At 72.7% G+C, this 21,131-nt stretch carries 17 protein-coding genes, 2 tRNA genes and 1 pseudogene; 10 read left to right on the top strand and 10 right to left on the bottom strand.

Features of this window, described 5'->3' with window-relative positions; translation table 11 throughout:
* Nucleotides 1-145 precede the first annotated feature (145 nt).
* Together ABD323_RS19285 and ABD323_RS19280 are read right to left on the bottom strand one after the other, a co-directional pair.
* Nucleotides 146-571, bottom strand: a complete 426-nt coding sequence (locus tag ABD323_RS19285) for a transcriptional regulator (RefSeq protein WP_344442948.1) — start codon at nucleotides 569-571, stop codon at nucleotides 146-148.
* The gene (locus ABD323_RS19280; RefSeq protein WP_344442947.1) at nucleotides 568-1,230 is read right to left on the bottom strand and encodes a hypothetical protein; all 663 of its coding nucleotides are present in this window, start codon (nucleotides 1,228-1,230) and stop codon (nucleotides 568-570) included. The genes ABD323_RS19285 and ABD323_RS19280 overlap by 4 nt, the downstream gene beginning before the upstream one ends.
* Nucleotides 1,231-1,371: 141 nt before the next feature.
* On the opposite strand from ABD323_RS19280, the gene ABD323_RS19275 reads away from it, so the two are divergent.
* Nucleotides 1,372-2,535, top strand: a complete 1,164-nt coding sequence (locus ABD323_RS19275) for a M20/M25/M40 family metallo-hydrolase (RefSeq protein WP_344442969.1) — start codon at nucleotides 1,372-1,374, stop codon at nucleotides 2,533-2,535.
* 15 nt (nucleotides 2,536-2,550) lie between these two features.
* Here ABD323_RS19275 and ABD323_RS19270 read toward each other — a convergent pair whose 3' ends face one another.
* The 5 genes and pseudogenes from ABD323_RS19270 to ABD323_RS19250 all read right to left on the bottom strand — a co-directional run bounded on the left by ABD323_RS19270 (nucleotide 2,551) and on the right by ABD323_RS19250 (nucleotide 10,210).
* Nucleotides 2,551-3,468 carry an aminoglycoside phosphotransferase family protein gene (locus ABD323_RS19270; RefSeq protein ID WP_344442946.1) on the bottom strand — a complete coding sequence of 306 codons (918 nt, stop codon included), beginning with the start codon at nucleotides 3,466-3,468 and terminating at the stop codon, nucleotides 2,551-2,553.
* A 116-nt stretch (nucleotides 3,469-3,584) separates the two neighbouring features.
* Entirely contained in the window at nucleotides 3,585-5,639 is a 2,055-nt protein-coding gene (locus ABD323_RS19265; RefSeq protein ID WP_344442945.1) for a phosphocholine-specific phospholipase C, read from the bottom strand.
* A 332-nt stretch (nucleotides 5,640-5,971) separates the two neighbouring features.
* The gene (locus ABD323_RS19260; protein WP_344442968.1) at nucleotides 5,972-6,409 is read right to left on the bottom strand and encodes a pentapeptide repeat-containing protein; all 438 of its coding nucleotides are present in this window, start codon (nucleotides 6,407-6,409) and stop codon (nucleotides 5,972-5,974) included.
* A gap of 407 nt (nucleotides 6,410-6,816) precedes the next feature.
* A pseudogene (locus tag ABD323_RS19255) lies at nucleotides 6,817-8,038 on the bottom strand (low temperature requirement protein A).
* A 426-nt stretch (nucleotides 8,039-8,464) separates the two neighbouring features.
* Nucleotides 8,465-10,210, bottom strand: a complete 1,746-nt coding sequence (locus ABD323_RS19250; RefSeq protein WP_344442944.1) for an ABC transporter family substrate-binding protein — start codon at nucleotides 10,208-10,210, stop codon at nucleotides 8,465-8,467.
* A gap of 422 nt (nucleotides 10,211-10,632) precedes the next feature.
* Between ABD323_RS19250 and ABD323_RS19245 the strand changes: the two genes are divergently transcribed.
* From ABD323_RS19245 to ABD323_RS19225, 5 genes are all read left to right on the top strand, one after another.
* Complete coding sequence (locus ABD323_RS19245) at nucleotides 10,633-11,613, top strand: ABC transporter permease (RefSeq protein WP_344442943.1); 981 nt, start codon at nucleotides 10,633-10,635, stop codon at nucleotides 11,611-11,613.
* Complete coding sequence (locus ABD323_RS19240) at nucleotides 11,613-12,587, top strand: ABC transporter permease (RefSeq protein WP_344442942.1); 975 nt, start codon at nucleotides 11,613-11,615, stop codon at nucleotides 12,585-12,587. Before ABD323_RS19245 ends, ABD323_RS19240 begins: the two co-directional genes overlap by 1 nt.
* Nucleotides 12,584-14,758, top strand: a complete 2,175-nt coding sequence (locus ABD323_RS19235; protein WP_344442940.1) for a dipeptide ABC transporter ATP-binding protein — start codon at nucleotides 12,584-12,586, stop codon at nucleotides 14,756-14,758. The genes ABD323_RS19240 and ABD323_RS19235 overlap by 4 nt, the downstream gene beginning before the upstream one ends.
* A 90-nt stretch (nucleotides 14,759-14,848) precedes the next feature.
* A tRNA-Lys gene (locus tag ABD323_RS19230) sits at nucleotides 14,849-14,922 on the top strand.
* A 294-nt stretch (nucleotides 14,923-15,216) separates the two neighbouring features.
* Entirely contained in the window at nucleotides 15,217-15,783 is a 567-nt protein-coding gene (locus ABD323_RS19225; protein ID WP_344442939.1) for a DJ-1/PfpI family protein, read from the top strand.
* A gap of 28 nt (nucleotides 15,784-15,811) precedes the next feature.
* Here ABD323_RS19225 and ABD323_RS19220 read toward each other — a convergent pair whose 3' ends face one another.
* Nucleotides 15,812-16,219, bottom strand: coding sequence for a VOC family protein (locus tag ABD323_RS19220; RefSeq protein ID WP_344442938.1), 408 nt, complete (start codon nucleotides 16,217-16,219; stop codon nucleotides 15,812-15,814).
* A 74-nt stretch (nucleotides 16,220-16,293) separates the two neighbouring features.
* On the opposite strand from ABD323_RS19220, the gene ABD323_RS19215 reads away from it, so the two are divergent.
* Nucleotides 16,294-16,755, top strand: coding sequence for a MarR family winged helix-turn-helix transcriptional regulator (locus ABD323_RS19215; RefSeq protein ID WP_344442937.1), 462 nt, complete (start codon nucleotides 16,294-16,296; stop codon nucleotides 16,753-16,755).
* 25 nt (nucleotides 16,756-16,780) lie between these two features.
* On the opposite strand, the gene ABD323_RS19210 is transcribed toward ABD323_RS19215, so the two are convergent.
* Nucleotides 16,781-17,482 (bottom strand): TIGR00645 family protein, encoded by a 702-nt coding sequence (locus ABD323_RS19210; RefSeq protein WP_344442936.1) that lies wholly within the window; start codon nucleotides 17,480-17,482, stop codon nucleotides 16,781-16,783.
* A 313-nt stretch (nucleotides 17,483-17,795) separates the two neighbouring features.
* On the opposite strand from ABD323_RS19210, the gene ABD323_RS19205 reads away from it, so the two are divergent.
* A tRNA-Lys gene (locus ABD323_RS19205) sits at nucleotides 17,796-17,869 on the top strand.
* 82 nt (nucleotides 17,870-17,951) lie between these two features.
* Here the strand turns inward: ABD323_RS19205 and ABD323_RS19200 are convergent.
* A complete protein-coding gene (locus tag ABD323_RS19200; protein WP_344442935.1) occupies nucleotides 17,952-18,473 on the bottom strand; it encodes a hypothetical protein in 522 nt (173 codons plus the stop codon).
* Between the two features lie 344 nt (nucleotides 18,474-18,817).
* Here ABD323_RS19200 and ABD323_RS19195 point away from each other — a divergent pair, with 344 nt between their 5' ends.
* Complete coding sequence (locus ABD323_RS19195; RefSeq protein ID WP_344442934.1) at nucleotides 18,818-19,999, top strand: sensor histidine kinase; 1,182 nt, start codon at nucleotides 18,818-18,820, stop codon at nucleotides 19,997-19,999.
* A 261-nt stretch (nucleotides 20,000-20,260) separates the two neighbouring features.
* The coding region (locus ABD323_RS19190; RefSeq protein ID WP_344442967.1) for a penicillin-binding transpeptidase domain-containing protein at nucleotides 20,261-21,131 on the top strand (871 nt) is incomplete at its 3' end.

The raw sequence follows: 21,131 nt of genomic DNA, 5'->3' as shown, positions 1-21,131 counted from the left end.
CCGGTGCTCAATCCCCGGCGCGCCACCCTTGCCGCACGCCCGGTCAAGACCTACGGCACGCCCCCGCGGACGGGAAGCCCGCCAGGGGCACGGTGAGGGGCAGCCTGCCAGGCACCGTTCGGACCACCGAGGTCGGACGGGGAACTCAGCCAGCCGCCGGGGCGGCCGCGGGGCCGGGGCCGGCCTCCCCGTCGCGCCGTTCGTCCCCCTCGCGCCGTTCGTCCCTCTCGGGTCCGGCGGGTACTGCGGGACCTCCCGTGCCCTCGACGCCTTCGAGCTGGTGGATCAGCGTCTTCAGCGTCGCGATCTCGTCGTGCAGGGCCTTCTTGCCCGCCTTGGTCAGCTGGATCCAGGTGCGGGCGCGCTTGCCCTCGTAGCCCTTGTCGATCGTGACCAGGCCCGCCTTCTCCAGGACCGCGAGGTGCTGGGAGAGGTTGCCGGCGGTGAGGCCCAGCGTGCTGCGCAGGAACGTGAACTCCACCCGCCGGGCTTCCTTGGAGACCGCGAGGATGCCGAGGCGGACGCGTTGGTGCACGACGTCGTCGAGGCTGCTGGTGGGGTGTTCGGTCATGCGGCGGACCGCCCCTGGACCCGCTGCGCCAGGGCGAGCCCGACTCCGCCGAGCAGCAGCACGCCCCCCTGGAGCAGCAGGCCCGGCAGGAAGCCCCACGGCGAGGGGTCGGGCAGGTCGCCGTCACCGAGCAGGGCGACCAGGTACCCGCAGGTGACGGCGAACAGCGGCCAGCTGCGCTCGATCCGGGCGAGCAGCAGCAGCGCCAGGCCGATGGTGCCGGCCGGGCTCACCACCCGGTCGAGCACGAGCACGACGAACGACGGGCCGTGGATGTCGGTCAGCAGGCTCGGGCCGCTGAGCGACCACACCACGTAGGCGGTGATGAGCACGACCAGCACGATGCCCACCGTCAGGTACGGTCCGACCCGGGTCCCCAGGCCCAGCCGGCGGGAACGCCGCAGGTAGAACCGGCCGATCGCACCGTAGGCGAGCAGCAGCGCCACCGGCCAGTACCACATGGCCGGCGGCAGGTTGCCGGGGCTGTGGTCGCCCTGGCCGTAGCGGACCACCGGCGCCGCGCCGAACCGCACCGCGGCGAAGACGAGCAGGGCGAACCAGGCCCCGCGCTGCTCACGACGGACGTGGTGGACCAGGGCCCGCTTCATGGCCAGCAGACTGTGGGGGTCGCCCGCGGAAGGGGCAGGGTGAGTCGTCATGGACGAAAGGTTTGCATGACAAACCGATTGTGTCCAGAGACCTCTCTGCGACGCACCGCACCGCGTGATCGCGTTCCTCGCCTCCCGGTAACGGGCACCGGTCGGTGTGCCCGGCGGGTGGGCGATGATGGCGGGGTGGAGATGATCGAGCGGGACGGCCGACTGACGGAGCTGCGCGGCAGGACGGGCCTCATGGTGGAGCAGCTCGGCCGGCTGGTCGAGGTCGAGACGCCCTCGGAGGACCTGGCGGCCTGTGCCGGTGGGGCGCACGTGCTCTCCCAGCTCGGCAAGGAGATCCTCGGCGAGCCGGCCGAGTTCGTCGAGTCCGGTGGCCGCACCCACCTGCGCTGGCGGTGGCCCGCCCGCGCGGGTGGCGCCACCGTCGCGCTGATCGGGCACTTCGACACCGTCTGGCCGCTGGGCACGCTCGCCCGCTGGCCCTTCACGGTGGATGGGGCCGCCGGTACCGCCACCGGTCCGGGCTGCTTCGACATGAAGGCCGGCATCATCCAACTCCTGCACGCCGTCTCGGTGTTGGAGGACCGCTCCGGGGTCGAGATCCTGCTGACCTGCGACGAGGAGATCGGCTCGCAGAGCAGTCGGCCGCTGATCGAGGAGCTCGCCCGCCGCTCGGCCGCCGCGCTGATCCCGGAGGGCTCCGGCCACGGTGCGCTGAAGACCGGGCGCAAGGGCACCGGCATGTACCGGCTGGAGGTGACGGGGCGCGCCGCGCACGCGGGCCTGGAGCCGGAGAAGGGCGCCAACGCCCTGCTCGCCCTCGCACACCTGCTGCTGGCCGTCGACGCCCTGGCCAGGCCCGACCTCGGCTCCACCATCACCCCCACGCTCAGCGCGGCGGGCAGCGCGGGCAACACGGTCCCCGCGCACGCCTACGCCGAGTTGGACGTGCGGGTCGCCAGCCGGGAGGAGGCGGAGCGCGTGGACGGCGCGCTGCGCGGCCTGAGGACCGCGGTGCCCGGGACCTCGCTGGCCGTCACCGGCGGCCCGCACCGCCCGCCGCTGCCGGCCACCTCGGGCGCCCAACTCTTCGAGCGGGCACGCGTCCTGGCCGAGCGGCTGGGCCTGGCACCGCTGCGCGACATCGTGGTCGGCGGCGCCTCCGACGGGAACTTCACCGCGGCGGTGGGCTGTCCCACCCTCGACGGCCTGGGCGCCGTCGGCGACGGGGCGCACGCCGAGGGCGAGTACGTCTCCGTCGCCGACCTGCCCGACCGCGCGGCGCTGCTGGCTCACCTGATCGCCGACCTGCTCGACAACCAGCCTGCAGCGCAGAGCCGTCAATGAATGACCGAGGCGCGGTCAGCGGCCCGCCGTGGCGATGAGGCGTCGCAGCGCGGCCTGGCCGGGTGGGCCCCAACTGGCCTTGCCGCCGGGGCGGCCCTGGACGCCGGCCTCGCCGATCAGGATGCCGGCCAGGGCCTTCAGCACTGCCCAGCCGCGGGCGCGCCGCAGGGTCGCGGCGTCCGCGGACGGCCGGTAGGCCGCGTGGAAGAGGTCGACGGCGCCGTCCGGCAGCAGGATCCAGGGGGCGGCGAGGTCACAGGCCGGGTCGCCCGCGCAGAGGTCGCCGAAGTCGATCACGCCGCAGAGCGCGCCGTCCGCGGTCAGCACGTTGGCCGGGTGCAGATCGGCGTGCAGCCATAGGGCCGGGCCCGCCCAGTCCGGCGCGGCCGCGGCGTCCTCCCAGACCGCGCGGACGGCGTCCGGGTCCGGGATCAGCCCCATCTCGGTGGCCGAGGCGAGCTGCCCGGCGAAGCCCTCGGCGTACTCGGCCAGCGGCCCGCCGCGAAAGCGACCGGCGGGTGCCCCGGCGGGCGCGGGCCGGTGAAGTGCCGTCAGGAAGGCGGCCAGGGCATCGGCCGCCTGCGCGGCGTCCGTGACCGGGGCGCGGTCGGCGGGCTCGCCCGGCACCCAGGTGGTGACGATCCAGGGGCGCGCAAACCGCTCACCGGGCTCACCGAGCCGCTGCGGAACGGGAACTGGCAGGGGAAGCCGCGCGGCGAGAGCGGGCAGCCAGGTGTGCTCCTTGCGCAGCAGCTCGTCGGCGGACTGCGTCGCCCAGGGCAGCCGGACGGCGAGGTCGTCGCCGAGCCGCCACAGCTGGTTGTCCCAGCCGCGCGCGCCGAGCCGTACGGGACGGTCGGCCAGGTCGGGGTGCTGGTCGCGCAACAGGTCCTGGATCAACTCGGCGGTGAGCTCGGTCTCGTCGTGGGTCATGCGGACCAACCGTAGTCGAACGACACCCCGCGCCGGGCCACCGGGCCGCACTCACCACACCTCGATGAGCGCGACCCGGCCCACACCACCCGGACCACCGTCAGTCCGTCAGTCCGTCAGCCCGTGATGCTCGGCGCGCCGCTCTCCAGGTGGCCGGTGAAGCGCTGCGACCACGTGCTGTCCACGTCCACGGTGACCGTGAAGTCGTACCAACCGTTGTTGTAGGCCACCGCGTTGAAGAAGTCGCTGACGCTGGCGCCGGGCGCCACCGTGTACGTCCAGGGGCCGTCGGTGCGGTAGTTGGTCGACTTGATGGTGAACGTCGCCGTGCTGGTGCCGTTGTTGGTGAGCTTGAACCAGAGCGCGAGCTTGCCGGTGCCCGACTCCACCGCGTAGGAGGAGGTGCAGAGCAGGCTCTTGCCGGCCTTGGTGGCGTCGCCCTGGAACCGGCGCAGGAAGCGGTTGGGGCCCACCACGCTCAGGTCGTAGGCGCCGTTGCCGTAGCTGGTACCGCAGTTGAAGAAGTCGCTGGTGTTGCCGCCGGCGTCCACCGTGTACTGCCAGGGGCCGCCGCTGCGGAAGGCGTTGGCGTAGGCCGCGAAGTGGGCGGAGCGGGTCGCCGCGCTGCCGGCGTTCTCCATCCTCAGCCAGACCTTCATGACGCCCGAGGAGCCGAACTCCAGGTGGTCGAGGTTGGCGTTCGGCTGCACCGGCAGCGCGCGGGCCGGGCGGGTGCCGGGCTCCTGCGCGGGCAGCGCGTTGGTGGTCGGCGAGGGGTTGCCCAGCGGGCCGCAGGTGGACAGGCCGATGGTCTGCGAGGTGTCGGGCAGCGTCGGCATCCCGTACACCGGGTTGGCGAAGTCGAACATGCCGGTCAGGTCGCCGCAGACCCGGCGGCGCCAGTCGCTGATGTTGACGCAGGTCGCCGGCTTGCCGATGGCCGCGGTCCACTTCTCCAGGAAGCGCAGCACCGAGGTGTGGTCGTGGGTCTCCGAGTTCACCCAACCGCCGCGGCTCCAGGGCGAGATGGCGATCAGCGGGACGCGGAAGCCGAGGCCGATGTTGGTGTTGCTGTAGAACTCGCCGGCGGTGCCGGCGGGCGCGGCCGGCGGCGGGACGTGGTCGAAGAAGCCGTCGTTCTCGTCGTAGTTCAGCAGCAGGATGGTGGAGTTGAACACGTTGGCGTCCGCGTTCAGCGCGTCCATCACCTGGTGCACGAAGTGCGCGCCGTCCTCGGGGGTGGCGTACGGGTGCTCCGAGGACTGCTGGTCGGCGACGATCCAGGAGACCTGCGGCAGCGTGCCGCCCAGGACGTCGGCCCGGATCGCGGCGGCGATGTCGTCGGGGGTCCTCCCGGTCACCTTGGGGACCGAGCCCATGCCCTTGACGGCCAGCGCGCTGCCGGCCGGGGCGCCCGAGAACTGCTTGAAGTAGGCGAGCGCGTTGTCACCGAAGTTGTCGGCGGCGTTCTGGTAGACCTTCCAGCTCACGCCGGCGTTCTCCAGCGCCTCGGCGTAGGTCTGCCAGTGCAGTCCGGACTCGTCGCCGCCGTCGTAGGCCGGCCCGCCCGCGGTGGCGGAGGGGTCGATCATCCCGCTCCAGTGGTAGGTGCGGTTGGGGCCCGTCGCACTCAACACCGAGCAGTGGTAGGCGTCGCAGATCGTGTAGTTGTCGGCGAGCGCGTAGTGGAAGGGGATGTCGGAGCGCTGCAGGTAGCCGAGCGTGCGCACGGTGCCCTTGGCCGAGACCCAGGAGTCCATCTTGCCGGTGTTCCACGCCTTGTGCTGGTCCGACCAGGCGTGCGAGAGGTCGCCGTTGCACTGCGCGGTGATCTCCGCGCTGGAGGTGGCACCGGAGTTGGTGGGGTTGAAGGCCCACGGGTACTGGCGCGCGAAGAGGCCGTTGGGCTGGTTGAAGACGCTGTAGCCGCCGGCGATCTGGATGGCGCTGCGGTCGGCGAAGCCGCGCACGCCCTGCAGGGTGCCGAAGTAGTGGTCGAAGCTGCGGTTCTCCTGCATCAGGATCACGATGTGCTGGGCGTCCGTGAGGGTGCCCGTGTGCGTGAGCGTGGCGCTCGGCACGGTGGTGGCGCCGACGGTCCCGGCCACCGCCCCGGCGGCGGCCGCGCTCGCGGACAAGGCCATGAACGTCCTGCGGCTCAGCTCAGTCATCGGGTTCGCCAACCTCTCGGGTGTCGCCGCAGCCAGCGGCGTGCCGGCGCGACGGCGGCTGCCACGCGCTCCAGGGCCCTGTCCGCATGCCGCACCGACCCGAGCACGCGATGGGGGGAGCGCTCAGGGTTGTGTGTACAACATGGGCCGCGCGTCATCCTGGCCCAGCGGACGCGCCCGCGCCAGAGCCCTACACCGACCCTTGTCGGACTGTTCTTGTCCCGGACAGCGAGCTTCCACGCGGTGAATTCCGGGCCGCGCGGCGCTTGCGCGCAGCCGGACAGCCGTTCGTCCCCGCTCGGCCGCCCCCACCACGGATCGTCTCGACCCGCTCAGTCGTCCTGCACCACCACGCCGAGGGCGTGGGCGAACTGCGGGGCCAGCTCGAAGAGCTGCGGCGAGGAGATCACCGCGCCGCGCAGTCCCTCGTGGCCGTCCGGCAGCCCCAGCCGGGTGGCGCCGCGCAGGTCGGTCCGCTCCAGCCGCGAGCCGCCGAACCGCACCTCCTCCAGCGAGCTGCCGGGGAACGAGACACCGGTCAGCTTCGCCCCCGACCCGAAGTCCACGTCCCGCAGCTGGCAGTCCTCGAAGACCACGTCGCGCAGCACCGCGGCGCGCAGGTTGACCGACTCCAGCTTGCACTGACGCAGCGTCAGGCGTCGTAGCTGGGAGCCGAAGGCCGAGATCCCGGCGAACAGGCCGGCCACCACCGTGACGTCCTGCCACTCGCTCTCGGCCAGGTCGGTGGCCACCCAGCGGCACTGCTCCATCCACACCTCCGTGAAGCGCGCCTGCCGCAGCGCCGACTCGGTGACCGAGACGCCGCTGAAGGCGCACTCCAGGAAGACCGAACTGCCGCCCTGCGCGCCCTGGTAGGAGCCGCCCTCGAAGTGCACGGTGTCGTAGCGGGTGTCGCGGCCCAGCCCTCCGCGGTGCGGCTGCAGCAGCTCGGCGTACGGCAGGTCGGCGAGCCGCGCGGGCGCGGCGGGCCCCACCGCCCGGGCGGGCTTCGCGGAGCGGGCGGGGCGGGCCGGACGGGCGGGCTGCTGGGGCATGGCGCGGATCCTCGGGGAGGGCGGGTTCGGGCACTGTCGACGATCGTGGCACAGCCCACCGACGGCCACCCCGACCGCGCCCCGCACGGCTGCCGCGGCTGCCACGCCTACCGCTGCTGCCACTACAGCCGCGACTGCCGCTGTTCGCGACCGTGCAGCCAGACCCCCACCGCCACCGTGAGCGCCGCCACCAACCCGGCCGCCAGCGTCCCCTCGTTCCCCGCCGCCGTGCAGGCCAGCACCGCCACCGCGGACAGCGGCAGCACCCACTGCGCGGCCCCGGTCTTGCTGTGCCGCGCGTGCAGCGCCCAGACCGTGGCCAGGTAGAGCGCGGCCGGCACGGTGACGGCGGGGGGCGCCCCCGCGGCGGCGGCCGCCCCCCGCCGCGTCCGAGAGGTGCGAGAGCCCGACCGCGTGCTCCACCGCGACCTCCAGGCCCGCACCGATCGCGGCCGCCGATCCGAAGATCAGATAGTGCCCGTAGCCCCAGAGGAAGGCCTGCCGGTTGGAGCGCAGGTGCTGGTGCACGGGCGTGGCGAAGTAGATCCACCAGGCCGAGAAGCAGAGCAGGATCCCGCCGATCGCGATCGGGATCAGCTCGCCCAGCGCCTCGTGCTCGTCCACCGCGCTCTGCATCGCGACGGTGGCCGCCGAGACCGTCTCGCCGAGCACGATCAGGGTGAAGAGCCCGTACCGCTCGGTGATGTGGTGCGGGTGCCAGCTGGTCTGCACCCGGCGCTCGGCGAGCGCGGGCACGCCCAGCTCCGCGACGATGCCCAGCGGCACCACGTACGGGATCGCCGCCTGCGGCAGCAGCAGCACCAGCACCCACCCGAGCTGCACCAGCGTGATGCCCGCCGCGTAGCCGTAGGCCATCCGCCGCGCCGGGCCGCTCTCGCCGCGCGCGGCCCGCACCCACTGGGTGACCAGCGCCAGCCGCATCACCACGTAGCCCAGCACGCCGAGGGTGAAGTCGTGGTCCACGAAGAGCCGCGGGATCCCGGCCGCCAGGATCAGCGCGCCGGTGATCTGCACCAGCGTGGCGAGCCGGTAGGGCACGTCGTCGCAGTCGTAGGCGGAGGCGAACCAGGTGAAGTTCATCCAGGCCCACCAGACCGCGAAGAACGCGAAGAGGTAGCCGACCAGCGCCACCCGCAGGTGCCCCTCGGCCAGCGCCAGCGCCAGCTGCCGTCCCGCCTGGGCCACCGCGACCACGAAGCACAGGTCGAAGAAGAGCTCCAGCGGGGTGGCGGTGCGGTGCGGCTCGTCGCGGCTGCGCGGCACCATCGGCCGCACCACCGGGTCCTGCGGGGCGCCGGCCACGGCGGGCGGTCGGGTGGTCATCGAACGGGTCCTGCGGTCATCGGGCGGCTCTCCTGGGTGGGCGCGCGGCCGGGGCCCGGCGGCCCCCTGCCGCGATGGTGACAGCCCGCGGTGATCCGCGCACGCACCGCAGCCACACGGCACGGCGGGACGTCACCTGGCCCGCGCAACCGATCCGCCCCGCGGTCAAGGAGAGTTGACGGGCCAGTGCGCGAACCGGGTGACAGCGGCCCGGGCAGCACCCGGCCCACGGGTGTCGCGCCGTGCGCGCACACCGATCGTGCCGATAGATTCCCCTCGGTTCAACAGCGAGAGAGGCGTCCTGCGGGCAACGCGGAAGGTCAAGGCCGGCGCGGCACGGACGGGGGAGGCAAACCCCCACTCCGAAGCCGCCCCGGCCTCGTGATCACCGCGCTGCCCGACAGCGCGCCCGGACACCGGTCCCCGCTACTTCTCCCAGCCGACCTTCGTGTAGTCGGTGTCCGCGAGCCCGGTGGCGCCGAAGTTGGCCAGCCCCTTGCGGTACGCGGTCACCTGCGGGCGCTGGTAGATCTCCAGGCTGTGGCCCAGCTCCCAGATCTTGGCGTCCGCCTGGTTGTAGAGCTTGGCCGCCGCGACCGGGTCCAGGGTGGCCGCGGCCTGCTTGAGCAGGCCGTCGATCTCCGGGGTGCTCAGCTTCGAGTAGTTGGCGAACACGTTGTCGCCCACCGGCTCCTCGAAGAGCGGCACGGTGGTCGAGGGCGGGAACGAGCCGGTGTTGCGCCAGGTCGCCAGGTCGAACTTGCCGACGTTGATGTACTTCTCGTTGATGTCGTTGTCCGGCACCCGGTCGATGTCCAGCTTCACGCCAGCCTGCAGCAGCATGTTCTGGGTGGCGGTGGCCAGGTCGACCGACTGCTGCGAGGTGCCCTGCGCCAGGATGAAGTGCAGTTCCAGCGGCCGGCCGTCCTTGGTGCGCGGCTGGCCCGCGCCCGCGTCCTGCCAACCCGCGTCGCTGAGCAGCTGCTTGGCGCCGGCCAGGTCGAGCTTTCCCCACTGGCCCGAATTGTCCTGGTAGCCGACCTGGTTGGTCATCAGGATGTGGTTGCCGAGCAGCGGGAAGTCCACCGGGACGCCCTTGTTGACCACCTTGATCAGCGAGGGGCGGTCGATCGCCTTCTCCAGCGCCTGGCGCACCTTCTGGTCCGCCATCGGTCCGTTGGAGCCGAAGGCGATGTGCACCTCGTCCCACGGGCTGGCCGAGCGGATCACCGCGTTCGGGTCGGCCTTGAGCTGGCTGTAGGAGTCGGCGCGCCCGGCGCTCGCGTAGTCGATCTCGTTGTTGAGGAACGACTGGGTGATCGCCGAGCTGGACAGCACCCGGTAGGTGAACTTGTCCAACTTGGGCTTGGTGCCCCACCAGTTGGGGTCGGGCACCACGGTGACCGTCTGCGCCGACTTGTCCAGAGCGCCGATCTTGAAGGCGTTGCCGGTGATCGGGACCTTCTCCACCCAGCCCTTGTTGAAGTCGTCCGCGGTGCCGATGCCGGCCGCCGGGAGCAGCGGGTAGAAGAGCGTCTGCCAGTCCGCGTACGGCTTGTCGAAGGTGACCCTGACCTCGCTGGCGTCCGCCCCCTGCGCGACGTCGCCGATCTGGTCGTAGCCGGCGGTGGTGGCCACGTTGAACGCGGTGTCCTTCCCGCTGGCCGCCTGCCACTGCGCCTTGAAGTCCAGGTAGCTCAGCGGCTTGCCGTCCGACCACTTGGCCTTGGGGTTGAGCTTGTAGAGCACCACCTGCGGCGCGGTGGAGACCACGGTGGCGGAGACCAGGAAGTCCGGCACCGGCTGGTAGGTGCCGGTGGCGTCCACCCGGAAGATCGAGGGCTCGATCATCTTCATGATCTCGACCGAGTCGCCGTAGGTGCCGTCCACCTGCAGCGGGTTCCACTGGGTGATCCACTGCTGGAGCGGTGAGCGCAGCTCCCCGCCGTCCTTGACCCGCTCCAGTGGCTGCGGGTTGATGTCCTGCGCGTCGGCTCTGGGCTGCGCGCTGCGGGTGGCGCCGTCGGTGGACTTCGAGGTGCTGGAGCTGCAGGCGGTGACCGAGAGCACCAGTGCGGTGGCGAGCACCAGCGAACGGGTCAGGGCGTGGGCGGGGCGGTCACTGGTGGGCCGGCGGGTGAGCTGGTGGCGGCGCCGGGTGAGTGCGTCCATGGAGGGTCCCTCCAGAGTTTCGGGGTGAGTTGCCGGCCGCCAGGTGTGGCAGGCCTCGAACACGGGCACTGAAGTTGAGCGTGGGCAGCCAAAAAGCCGCCCGGCCTGCCGAAGGTAACAGCGGATCAGTTCGCCCACCAGAGGCTGGTGTTCAGAACTGATCGAAACGCCATACCCCGCAACATCGCCGCAATGTGCCCGCCGTACTTCGCTGCAAGACTCTGACCAGCCGCTTTGCCGAACCACGGGAAGCAGGCCTGCGCGCACTCTTGACCGGCCCACCGGCCGGGCCCAGAATTCCGCTGCGCGAAGCTGCTTCGAACACCCATCGAGCGAAAGCAACTGGTCATGACAGTCAAGCGTGACGGCACCTGCGCGGCGGACCTGCCACGCCGCACCAGGCCCGCGGGCAGGCGACGCTGATGCTCCGCTACCTGGCGAAGCGGCTCGCCTACTACCTCGCCCTGCTGGTCGTCGCGGTCTTCCTGGCCTACGCGCTCTCCAGCGCGGCGCTCGACCCGCGCGCCTACTTCGAGGCCAAGCAGCCGCGCCCCGCGGCGGCCGCCGTCGACCGCCAGCTCACCGCGCTGGGCATCAACGACCGCACCCCGGTGGTCGAACGCTTCGGCCACTGGGCCGACGGCGTGCTCCACGGCGATCTGGGCCGCAGCATCCACGACACCTCCGTCAACGCCGACTTCGGGCGCCGGGTCTGGGTCTCGCTGCGCCTGCTGGTGATCGGCAGCCTGCTGGGCATGGTGCTCGGGGTGGCCGCCGGCGCCTGGGCCGCGGTGCGCCAGTACCGGCTCTCCGACCGGGCGTTGACCGTCTTCTCCTACGTCCTGCTGTCCACCCCGGTCTTCCTGCTCGCGCTCTTCCTGAAGAACGGCGCGATCGCCGTCAACCAGTCCTCGGGCCACCAGCTGATCAACTTCACCGGCTACGAGACCCCCGGACTGAGCGGCGGACCCCTCGCCCACCTCGCCGACTGGGGCGTGCACCTGCTCCTGCCGACCCTCTCGCTGGCGCTCACCGGCCTTGCCACGTACAGCCGTTACCAACGCGGCACGATGCTCGACGTGCTCGGTTCGGACTACCTGCGCACCGCCCAGGCCAAGGGTCTCACCCGGCGCCGGGCCCTGGTCAGGCACGGGCTGCGGACCGCCGTCATCCCGATGTCGACGCTCTTCGCCTACAACTTCCTGGCCGTCTTCACCGGCGCCACCTTCACCGAGACGATCTTCAGCTGGCACGGCATGGGCGAGTGGTTCATCAGCGCCATCCACGAGAACGACACCAACGCGGTGGTGGCGGTCAACCTCTTCACCGCCGTCACGGTGCTGGCCTCCGGCTTCCTGGCCGACACGCTGCACGCCGCCCTCGACCCGCGGGTGCGTGTCTGATGGGAGAGAACGTGGCGACCACCACCGAGGCCCCGCCCGCCGGGGCCGACCGGTCCACCGACGACGTCGCACCCGGGCGGGGCCGTCTGGTGCTGACCCGGCTGCGCGCCTCGCGCGGCGTGCTGGCGGGCGCGACGATCGTCCTGCTGCTCTTCCTGCTCGCCTTCCTGGGTCCGTACCTCACGCACTGGACCTACACCGACGTCGACTACTCGGCGCTGCGCGAACCCCCTTCCGGCGACCACTGGTTCGGCACCGGCGGGCTCGGTCAGGACGTCTACGCGCAGACCCTGCGCGGGCTGCAGAAGTCGCTGATCATCGGGCTGCTGGTCGCCCTGCTGTCGACCGTGCTGGCCGGCCTGGTCGGCGCCTGCGCCGGGTACTTCGGCGGCTGGACCGACCGGGTGCTGATCTTCTTCGTCGACCTGATGCTGGTCTTCCCGGGCTTCCTGATCATCACCATCGTCTCGCCCCGCCTCAAGGACGCCGGCTGGCTCGCCTTCGTGATCCTGCTCGCCGCCTTCAACTGGATGATCACCGCACGGGTGGTGCGCTCGATGACGATCTCCCTCAAGGAACGCGAATTCGTGCGCGCCGCCCAGTTCATGGGGGTCCGGCCGCTGCGGATCATCGTGCGGCACATCCTGCCCAACGCCGCCTCCTACCTGATCGTGGACGCCACCATCGCGGTCGGCTCGGCCGTGATGAGCGAGACCGCGCTCTCCTACTTCGGCTTCGGCGTCAAGGCACCGGACGTCTCGCTCGGCACGCTGATCGCCGACGGCACCGAGGCCGCGCCGACCTACCCGTGGATGTTCTACTTCGCCGCCGGACTGCTGGTGCTCTTCGTGCTGGCGGTCAACCTGGTCGGCGACGGGCTGCGCGACGCGCTGGACCCGACCGCCGACGCCGCCCGCCGCCCGCGCCGGCCCTCCGTCCTGATGACCCGCCTCCGTCGTAAGGGCCTCGCGTGACCAGCACCGCATCCCCCGCCGTCCCCGCTCCGCGCGGCGTGTCCGGCGCTCCCCTGCTCGCGGTGCGCGACCTGCGGGTGGACTTCGCCGGCGGGCGCGGGCGCCCGGCGCTGGCCGCCGTGCGCGGCGTCGACCTCACCCTGTACCAGGGCGAGACGCTCGGCATCGTCGGGGAGTCCGGCTCCGGCAAGTCGGTCACCGCCCTCGCGGTGCTGGGCCTGCTGCCCGGCACCGCCGAGGTCAGCGGCTCGGTCGCGCTCGACGGACGCGAGCTGATCGGCCTGCCCGGACGGGAGTTGACCCGGATCCGGGGCAACCGGATCGCCATGGTCTTCCAGGACCCGCTCTCCGCCTTCACCCCCGTCTACCGGATCGGCGACCAGATCGCCGAGGCGGTGCGGGTCCACCAGCGGGTCGACCGGGCCGTCGCCCGCCGCCGCGCCGCCGAACTGCTCGACCTGGTCGGCATCCCCGACTCCGGGCGGGCGCTGGACAGCTTCCCGCACGAGTTCTCCGGCGGCATGCGCCAGCGCGCGATGATCGCGATGGCGGTGGCCAACGAGCCCGACATCCTGCTCGCCGACGAGCCGACCACCGCGCTGGACGTCACCATCCAGGCCCAGGTGCTCGACGTGCTGCGCACCGCCCAGCGCGAGACCGGGGCGGCGCTGGTCCTGGTCAGCCACGACCTCGGCGTCATCGCCCAGATGGCCGACCGGGTCGCGGTGATGTACGCGGGACGGGTGGTCGAGACGGCCGGCGTGCGCGAGCTCTTCGCCGCGCCGCAGCACCCCTACACGCTGGGCCTGATCGGCGCCGTCCCGCGGCTGGACGGCCGCGGCGGGCCGCTGGTCCCGATCCCCGGCCAGCCGCCCGCGCCCGACGCGCCGGTGCCGGGGTGCCGCTTCGCACCGCGCTGCCCGCTGGTCGAGGACCGCTGCCGGACCGCCGAGCCACCGCTGACCGGCGCGGCCGGCGCGGCGGCGCCGGGCGCGGGCGCCACCGCGGCGGGCGTCGCCGGGTCCTGCCCCCGCGCGCACCTGGCCGCCTGCGTCCGATCGGCCGAGCTCGCCGCCACCCGGCCCGCGCCCGCCGAGGTCTACCCCGTCCCGCAGCTGCCACCGCCGGCCGCCACCGGTCCGCGCGCCGACCTGCCCGGCGTGCTGGCGGTCACCGGGCTCACCAAGACCTTCCCGGTCCTCAAGGGCACCGTCTTCAAGCGCAAGGTGGGCGAGGTCTACGCCGTCGACGGCGTCGAGTTGGACATCCGGCGCGGCGAAACCCTGGGCCTGGTCGGCGAGTCGGGCTCGGGCAAGTCGACCACCCTGTTCGAGGTGCTGGGCCTGCGCGCACCCGAGTCCGGCCGGATCGAACTCCTCGGCCAGGACACCGCCACCCTCACCCGCGAGGCCCGGCACCGGCTGCGCTCGCAGCTGCAGATCGTCTTCCAGGATCCGATGGCCAGCCTGGACCCGCGGCTGCCGATCGGCGACATCATCGCCGAGCCGCTGCTGGCGCAGGGCGCCGACCGTGCCCGGATCGCCCGCCGGATCCCCGAACTCCTGCGCCTGGTCGGCCTGGAGAGCGTGCACGCGGTCCGCTATCCGCACGAGTTCTCCGGCGGACAGCGCCAACGCGTGTCGATCGCCCGCGCGTTGGCGGTCGAGCCGCAACTGCTGGTGCTGGACGAGCCGGTGTCCGCTCTCGACGTCTCCATCCAGGCCGGGGTGCTCAACCTGCTCCAGCAGCTCAAGGCCACCCTGGGCCTGGCCTACCTCTTCGTCTCCCACGACCTCTCGGTGATCCGCCACCTCGCCGACCGGGTCAGCGTGATGTACCTGGGCCGCACGGTCGAGCAGGGCGCGGTGGACGCCGTCTTCACCGCCCCCCGCCACCCCTACACCCGCGCGCTGCTCTCGGCCGTCCCGCTGCCCGACCCGGTCGCCGAACGCACCCGCGACCGCATCCTGCTCGCCGGCGACCCCCCGTCCCCCACCGAGCGCCGCACCGGCTGCCCCTTCCGCACCCGCTGCCAGGTATACGCCCGCCTCACCCCCGCCCAGCGCCCGCGCTGCGACACCACCGCCCCGCCCCTCACCCCGGCGACCGCCGGCTCCGGCCCCGAGCGCGGCCCCGACCACGCCGCCGCCTGCCACTACCCGGACGCGTGACCTCGCCGGGCGCGCCGCTCACCCTGCGCGTCCACCTGGTGACGATTCGGCGTTTGCCCGCGCGCCGTGTAATGTTCTCCGGGTCAGCACGCGCCGCTAGCTCAGTTGGTTAGAGCAGCTGACTCTTAATCAGCGGGTCCGGGGTTCGAGTCCCTGGCGGCGCACAGCAGATAGGCAGTACCCATCGGGTCCCTCCGCTTCGGCGGGGGGACCCGATGGCGTTTCCGGCCCCGCCGCCCGCCCACTCCGCCTGCCCGCTCCGTCCGCCCGCTCCGCGCGGCCACCGGGAACCCGCACCGGGAGCACGATCGCCGGCAGGCATCCCCGAATGCGCCGGCACGCCCCGTTGCGGCCGGCCGGGCCGGTGCGCGAGGTTGTACCCGGAGCTGTCGATCCGTCACCCATTGTCGGCGGCAGCCCACTTGACCACGCGAGACCGATCGGAATCGAGGCCGGCCATGACCGTGAAGATCCTGCTCGTCACCGGGGACGCCGCGGAGTCGCTGGAGGTGCTCTACCCCTACCAGCGGCTGCGCGAGGAGGGCTACCAGGTCGACATCGCGGCGCCGTCCCGCAAGAAGCTGCGGTTCGTGGTCCACGACTTCGAGGACGGCTTCGACACCTACACCGAGAAGCCCGGCTACAGCTGGCCCGCCGACCTGGCCTTCGCCGAGGTGGACCCGGCCGACTACGTGGCCCTGGTGATCCCCGGCGGCCGGGCGCCGGAGTACCTGCGCAACGACGCCGAGCTGCAGCGGATCGTGCGGCACTTCTTCGAGGCCGAGAAGCCGGTCGCGCAGATCTGCCACGGCCCGCAGATCACCGCCGCCGCCGGGGTGCTGACCGGCCGCACGAGCGCCGCCTACCCGGCCCTGGAACCGGACGTCCGGGCCGCCGGCGCCACCTACCAGGACGGCGAGGCCGTGGTGGACGGCGTCCTGGTCTCCGCCCGCGCCTGGCCGGACCACCCGGGCTGGCTGCGCGCGTTCATCGAGATCCTGCGCACCAAGACCCCCGCCTCCTGAGCCCCGCGGCCACCGGGCGAGGGCGCCCTCAGTAGGACTGGAGCTCGACGAGCGTCCCCTCGGGGTCGCGCAGGTGAGCGGTGCGCAGGGTCGGGCCCCAGTCCGGGCGGTCGGTGGGCCCGACCACCTCGCTGCCGCCGTGCGCCAGGCAGAACGCCAGCGCCGCCGCCACGTCCGGCACCCGCGAGACCAGCATCGCGGCGTCCTGCGCGGGCGGGGCGGCGGGCGGCAGTGCGGCGGTACCGACGGTGGCGGCCAGCGCGGCCCGGTCGAAGAGCACCAGGACGCCCTGCCCGTCGACGTCCCAGTTCGCGTACGGGCCGCCCTCGTCGCCCTTCATCCGTACCGCGCCGAGCAGTTCGGGCAGGACGGCGTCGTAGAAGCGGAAGCACTCGGCGAAGCGGGTGACCAGCAGTCGGGGGTAGAGCACGTCCACGGTCCCTCCAGGGATGGCAGCGGGAGTATTAGTGGGTTGATACCTACTATTGGTCGGCACCCTACAATGCCACCATGGACGCCACACCCCCGAGCCTGCTCGCGCTCACCACCTACCTGCTCTCGCGCACCGGCAAGACCGCCCGCGGCCGGCTCGGGGCCCGGCTCGCCGAGCGGGAGCTCCGGCTCTGGCACATGGCGGTCCTCGCCGCCCTCGCCGACTTCGGGCCGCACGTCCAGCGGGAACTCGCACAGCGGCTCGCCATCGATCCGAGCGACGTGGTCAAGGTGCTGGACGACCTCGCCCGGGCCGGCCAGGTCGACCGCACCCGCGACACCGCGGACCGCCGCCGGATCCTGGTCACCCTCACCCCCGCCGGCCGCACGGCCCTGGGCGAGCTGGACGCCGAGGCGCGAGCCGTCCAGGACGAGCTGCTCGCCCCCCTCACGGCCGGCGAGCGCGAGCAGCTGCACGGGCTGCTGCTGCGCGTCCTCGCCGGCACGGCCACCGCCCCCACGGTCACCGTCCCCCGCTGAACCGGCCCCCGCTCCCCAGCCGGCGTCAGACCAGCACGGTCTCGCCCGACGCGTGCGAGCCCCCCGCCTCGCCGGAACCGTCCCCGGACGCCCCCGGCCCGACCGACGGGCCGGTCGCCTGCGCCGGCAGGTGCACCCGGCCGCCCGCCCCGGCCTCCTCGTGCGGCAGCGCGTCCCCGCCGTGGAGTTCCATCGGACCGGCCATGTAGGCGAGGATGCACGCCGAGGCGATGAACGCCATGTGGATGATCGTGCCCCACATCAGCGAACCGGTCGGCGTGTACTGGATGCTGACGAACATCTGGAGCAGGTGGATCGAGGAGATCCCGACGATCGCGGTGGCCAGCTTGACCTTCAGCACGTTGGAGTTCACGTGCGAGAGCCACTCCGGCTGGTCCCGGTGGCCCTGCAGGCCGATCCGCGAGACGAAGGTCTCGTAGCCGCCGACGATCACCATGATGAGCAGGTTCGCGATCATCACCACGTCGACCAGGTTGAGCACCACCAGCATCACCTCGCTCTCCCCCGCGTGCCCGCCGACCACCTTCGCGAGCAGGTGCCACAGCTCGTGGAAGAACTGGTAGACGTAGAGCCCCTGCGCCAGCACCAGCCCGAAGTAGAGCGGCGCCTGCAACCACCGGGTGGCGAAGAGCGCGTAGCCGAGGGTGGGAGCGGTGTACCGCGCGTCGCCGAGGCCCTTGACCAGCGAGCGTCCATGACCGGGCACAGCATCCTCCAGGAGGGTCGAGCCGATGAGGTGGATCGAAGGGAGGCAGGCGCCGACCGCGCATCCATCCCCCGGCGCGCACCTGCCCGATCTGTCCATTCTCTGCACTTTGCCCCACCCTGGACCATTCTTGTCGCCCGGTCAGCGCAGTCGCATGACCATCCAACTAACCCACGAACGCCACCTCTTGCCCCGCGCCAGCAGAACGAGAGCACCGCTCTCGTTTGCGATCACCGCCCTCGGTCACGAGCACCGCTCTCCCCCGATTTCGACCCACCGTCTCTGATCAGGTAATGTTCACCGCGTTGAACAGGCGCCGCTAGCTCAGTTGGTTAGAGCAGCTGACTCTTAATCAGCGGGTCCGGGGTTCGAGTCCCTGGCGGCGCACAACAAGGCAGTACGGCGAAGGCCGCTCTTCCCCAGGAAGAGCGGCCTTCGCCGTTCCCGGGGTTCGGGCCCGCCCGCACCCTCAGACGTGTCGCCAGCGGTCGCGGGAGTCGGTCGCGGTGGTCGTGCAGTGCACGACCTTCCCCTCCTTGGTCACCCCGACCGCGCCGTCGGGTGTGCAGAACTCCCCCGGCACCGGCAGGCCCGTCGCTCCCGGTGCGACGGAGGCCGCCGAGGCCCCCGCCACCGCCACGTCGGCGCCCGTGATGGCGCCCGCGGCCACGGTGTACGTCCCCGCGAAGACCTGGTTCGCACCGGAGCCGAGCGTCGAGACGATCCGCACCGAGACCGTCCCGCCGGCGGACGAGACGATCTGCAGGTCGTCGTGGACGGTACCGGCGAAGCCCGCGGCGAAGGCGGCGTAGCCGCCACCGAGGTTCCGGCCGCCGAGCGCCCAGGCCTTGGCGTAGTCGTGCGCGTTGATGGCCGCGTAGTAGGCGGAGACCACCGCCGCCGGGTCGTCCGCCGGACTCGCGACAGCCGACGGCTCCCCCGTGACGGCCACCGAGCCGGTGACGGTCACCGTGGCGACAGCCGTGCCCACGGCCGTCGTCGGAGCCGGAGAGACCGTCACGGTCGCCGTAGCCGTACCGGACGCCCTCGCCGGTCCCGAACCGGGCGAGCCACAGCCCGCCGATGCCAGAACCACCAGGAACGCCCCTGCCACCGCCGCGCCCGCCGATCGCCGAAGCCCACGCACCCGAACCACCGCCTGTCCCCACTCGGGGCCCCGCTCCCTCCAGCCTCCCGCCGGCGCCCGCACCTCACCACTCCGGTCACCACCCCCACCTGCCGCGACGGCTCCTCGCGCGTCCGTGCGAAAGGTGCTGTAGCGTCGCGCGGTACTGCCGCAGGGGAGGTGAGGACGTGAGGATCGGTGCACCACAGATGAGAGCAAGGAAGACCGGACGCCGCTGGCGGGCGCTGGCCGGCTGGGTGTGGCGCCCGGAGCGGCGTTGGCACGCCTGGGCCGTGGACATCCTCCTGGTGGTCCCCGCCGCGCTCGACGCGCTGCTCAACTTCCCGCCGCCGCGCGACTGGCACTTCACCGTCTCGCTGATCGCCGCGGCCGTCCTGCTGCTGCGCCGGCGCTATCCGCGCACCGTCCTGCTGCTCACCCTGCCCGGCCTGTACGCGGGCAGCGCGCTGATCGCCGCCATGGTCGCCGCCTACACGGTGGCCCGGGTGGCCCGGCCGCGCTGGCAGACCACGACGGCCGCGCTGGCCGTCGTGCTCGGCGACTTCATACCCTGGCCGATCAGCGACTTCAGCAAGGAGAGCGCCAGCGACATCGTGCAGCACCTGATCTACGCCACCGTGCTGGGCACCGGGCCGGTCGTGCTGGGACTGCTCCAGCAGACCCGGGAGGACCTCTCCGAGCGGGTCGCCGAGCTGGCCGCGCTGCGCGACCACGAGCGGGCGCTGTACGCGAAGACGGTGATCGCCGAGGAGCGGGCCCGGATCGCCCGCGAGATGCACGACGTGGTCTCGCACCAGGCCGGACTCATCGCGGTCCAGGCCGGCGCGCTGCAGGTGACCACGAAGGACCCGCAGACCCGCGAGGTGGCGGCCACCCTGCGCGGGCTCGCGGTGGCCACCCTGGAGGAGCTGCGGTCGATGATCCTGGTGCTGCGGGCGGCCGGCGCCGGCCCGACCGAGCTGGCGCCGCAGCCCCGGCTGGCCGACCTGCCGCGCCTGGTGGCCGCCGCCGAGGTGGCCGCGACGCTGCGGGTCGAGGGGCTCACCGACCAGGTGCTGCCGGAGCCGGTGGAGCGCGCGGCGTACCGCACCGTGCAGGAGGCGCTGACCAACGTGCGCAAGCACGCGCCCGGAGCGGCGACCACGGTGACGGTGCAGATCGGGGCCGACTTCCTGCGGGTCTGCGTCCGCAACGGCGTGGCCGTCACGGGACCCGAGCAGCCGGTCCTGCCCGGTGGCCGCCACGGCCTGGTCGGCCTGCGGGAACGGGCCGCCCTGCTCAACGGGACGATCAGCGCCGAGCCCGTCGGCGACGGCGGGTTCGCGGTCCGGCTCTGGCTGCCGCTCACCCGCGCCCCCCAGCCGACCTGACGGGCGCGGGGCGGCACGGCGCAGGGCGGCACACGGCACTCGGTGGCGAGCGTCACGCCACCCCAGATCACCTCATTCCGGGCGATCAAGCGGCACAGCGACAGAAACGGGACAAAGGTCCCTACCGGCAGCGGAAATCCCCCCGGCAGGCTGGCACCGTCACCGCCCCCCGCCTCGTCGGATCGCGGCAGCGACTAGACCGAGCACTACGTCAACAACGCCACCCGCCGTGACTACCAGGCCGGTTCGACCTTCAAGCCGATCGCGCTGGCGGCCGCGCTGGAGAGCGGCGCCCGGACCCAGGACGGCCGGCCCGTCACCCCCGACACCGCCTACGACGGCGGCAACCGCCGTGCGGTGCGCGGCGGGAGCGCGAAGGCGCCCTACGCCCCGCCGAACGAGGGTGAGCGGGACTACGGGCAGATCACCCTGCGCCAGGCCACCGACTGGTCCGTCAACAGCGCCTTCGCCCAACTCGCCCAGGACACCGGGCTCGAGAAGGTCCGGCAGACCGCGATAGCGCTCGGACTCCCGGCCGACACCAACGAGTTGAAGGCGGTACCCTCGCTGCCGCTCGGTGTCTCGATGCCCAGCGTGCTCGACATGGCCGGGGTCTACGCGACGCTCGACAACGACGGGCGGCAGATCACCCCGTGGCTGGTGAGCTCCGTCCAACTCAACGGTGTCGATGTTCCGTTGGGCCCGCGAGAGGGTGCCCAGGCGGTCAGCGCGCAGACCGCGCGGCAGGTCACCGACCTGCTCCGCGGCGTGGTCGCCGACCCGGGCGGCACCGGCTACCGGGCGAGGGAACTGGGCCGCCCCGCGGCCGGCAAGACCGGCACCACCGACGGCAACCGGTCGGCCTGGTTCGTCGGCTACACCCCGGAGTTGGTGACGGCGGTGGCGATGTTCGGCGAGGAGTCGGGGACCGGGCGACAGGTCACGCTGTCCGGCACGGCCGGCGGCGGCCAGGTCCACGGCGGCGGCTACCCGGCGCAGATCTGGACGGACTACATGAAGGCCGCCCTGCGGGGGCAGCCGGTCGGCGACTTCGCCTCCCCGCGCGGGGAGGCGACGAGCCCGGCCACCGCGACCGGCCCGGCCGCCACCGCCACCACCCGCCCCCCCACCC

Origin of the sequence: Kitasatospora nipponensis, assembly GCF_039528135.1 — a bacterium.
GTDB classification, from domain to species: Bacteria; Actinomycetota; Actinomycetes; order Streptomycetales; family Streptomycetaceae; genus Kitasatospora; species Kitasatospora nipponensis.
The sequence above is the reverse complement of the archived record's forward strand: the minus strand, read 5'-3'. Positions and strand labels throughout refer to the sequence as shown.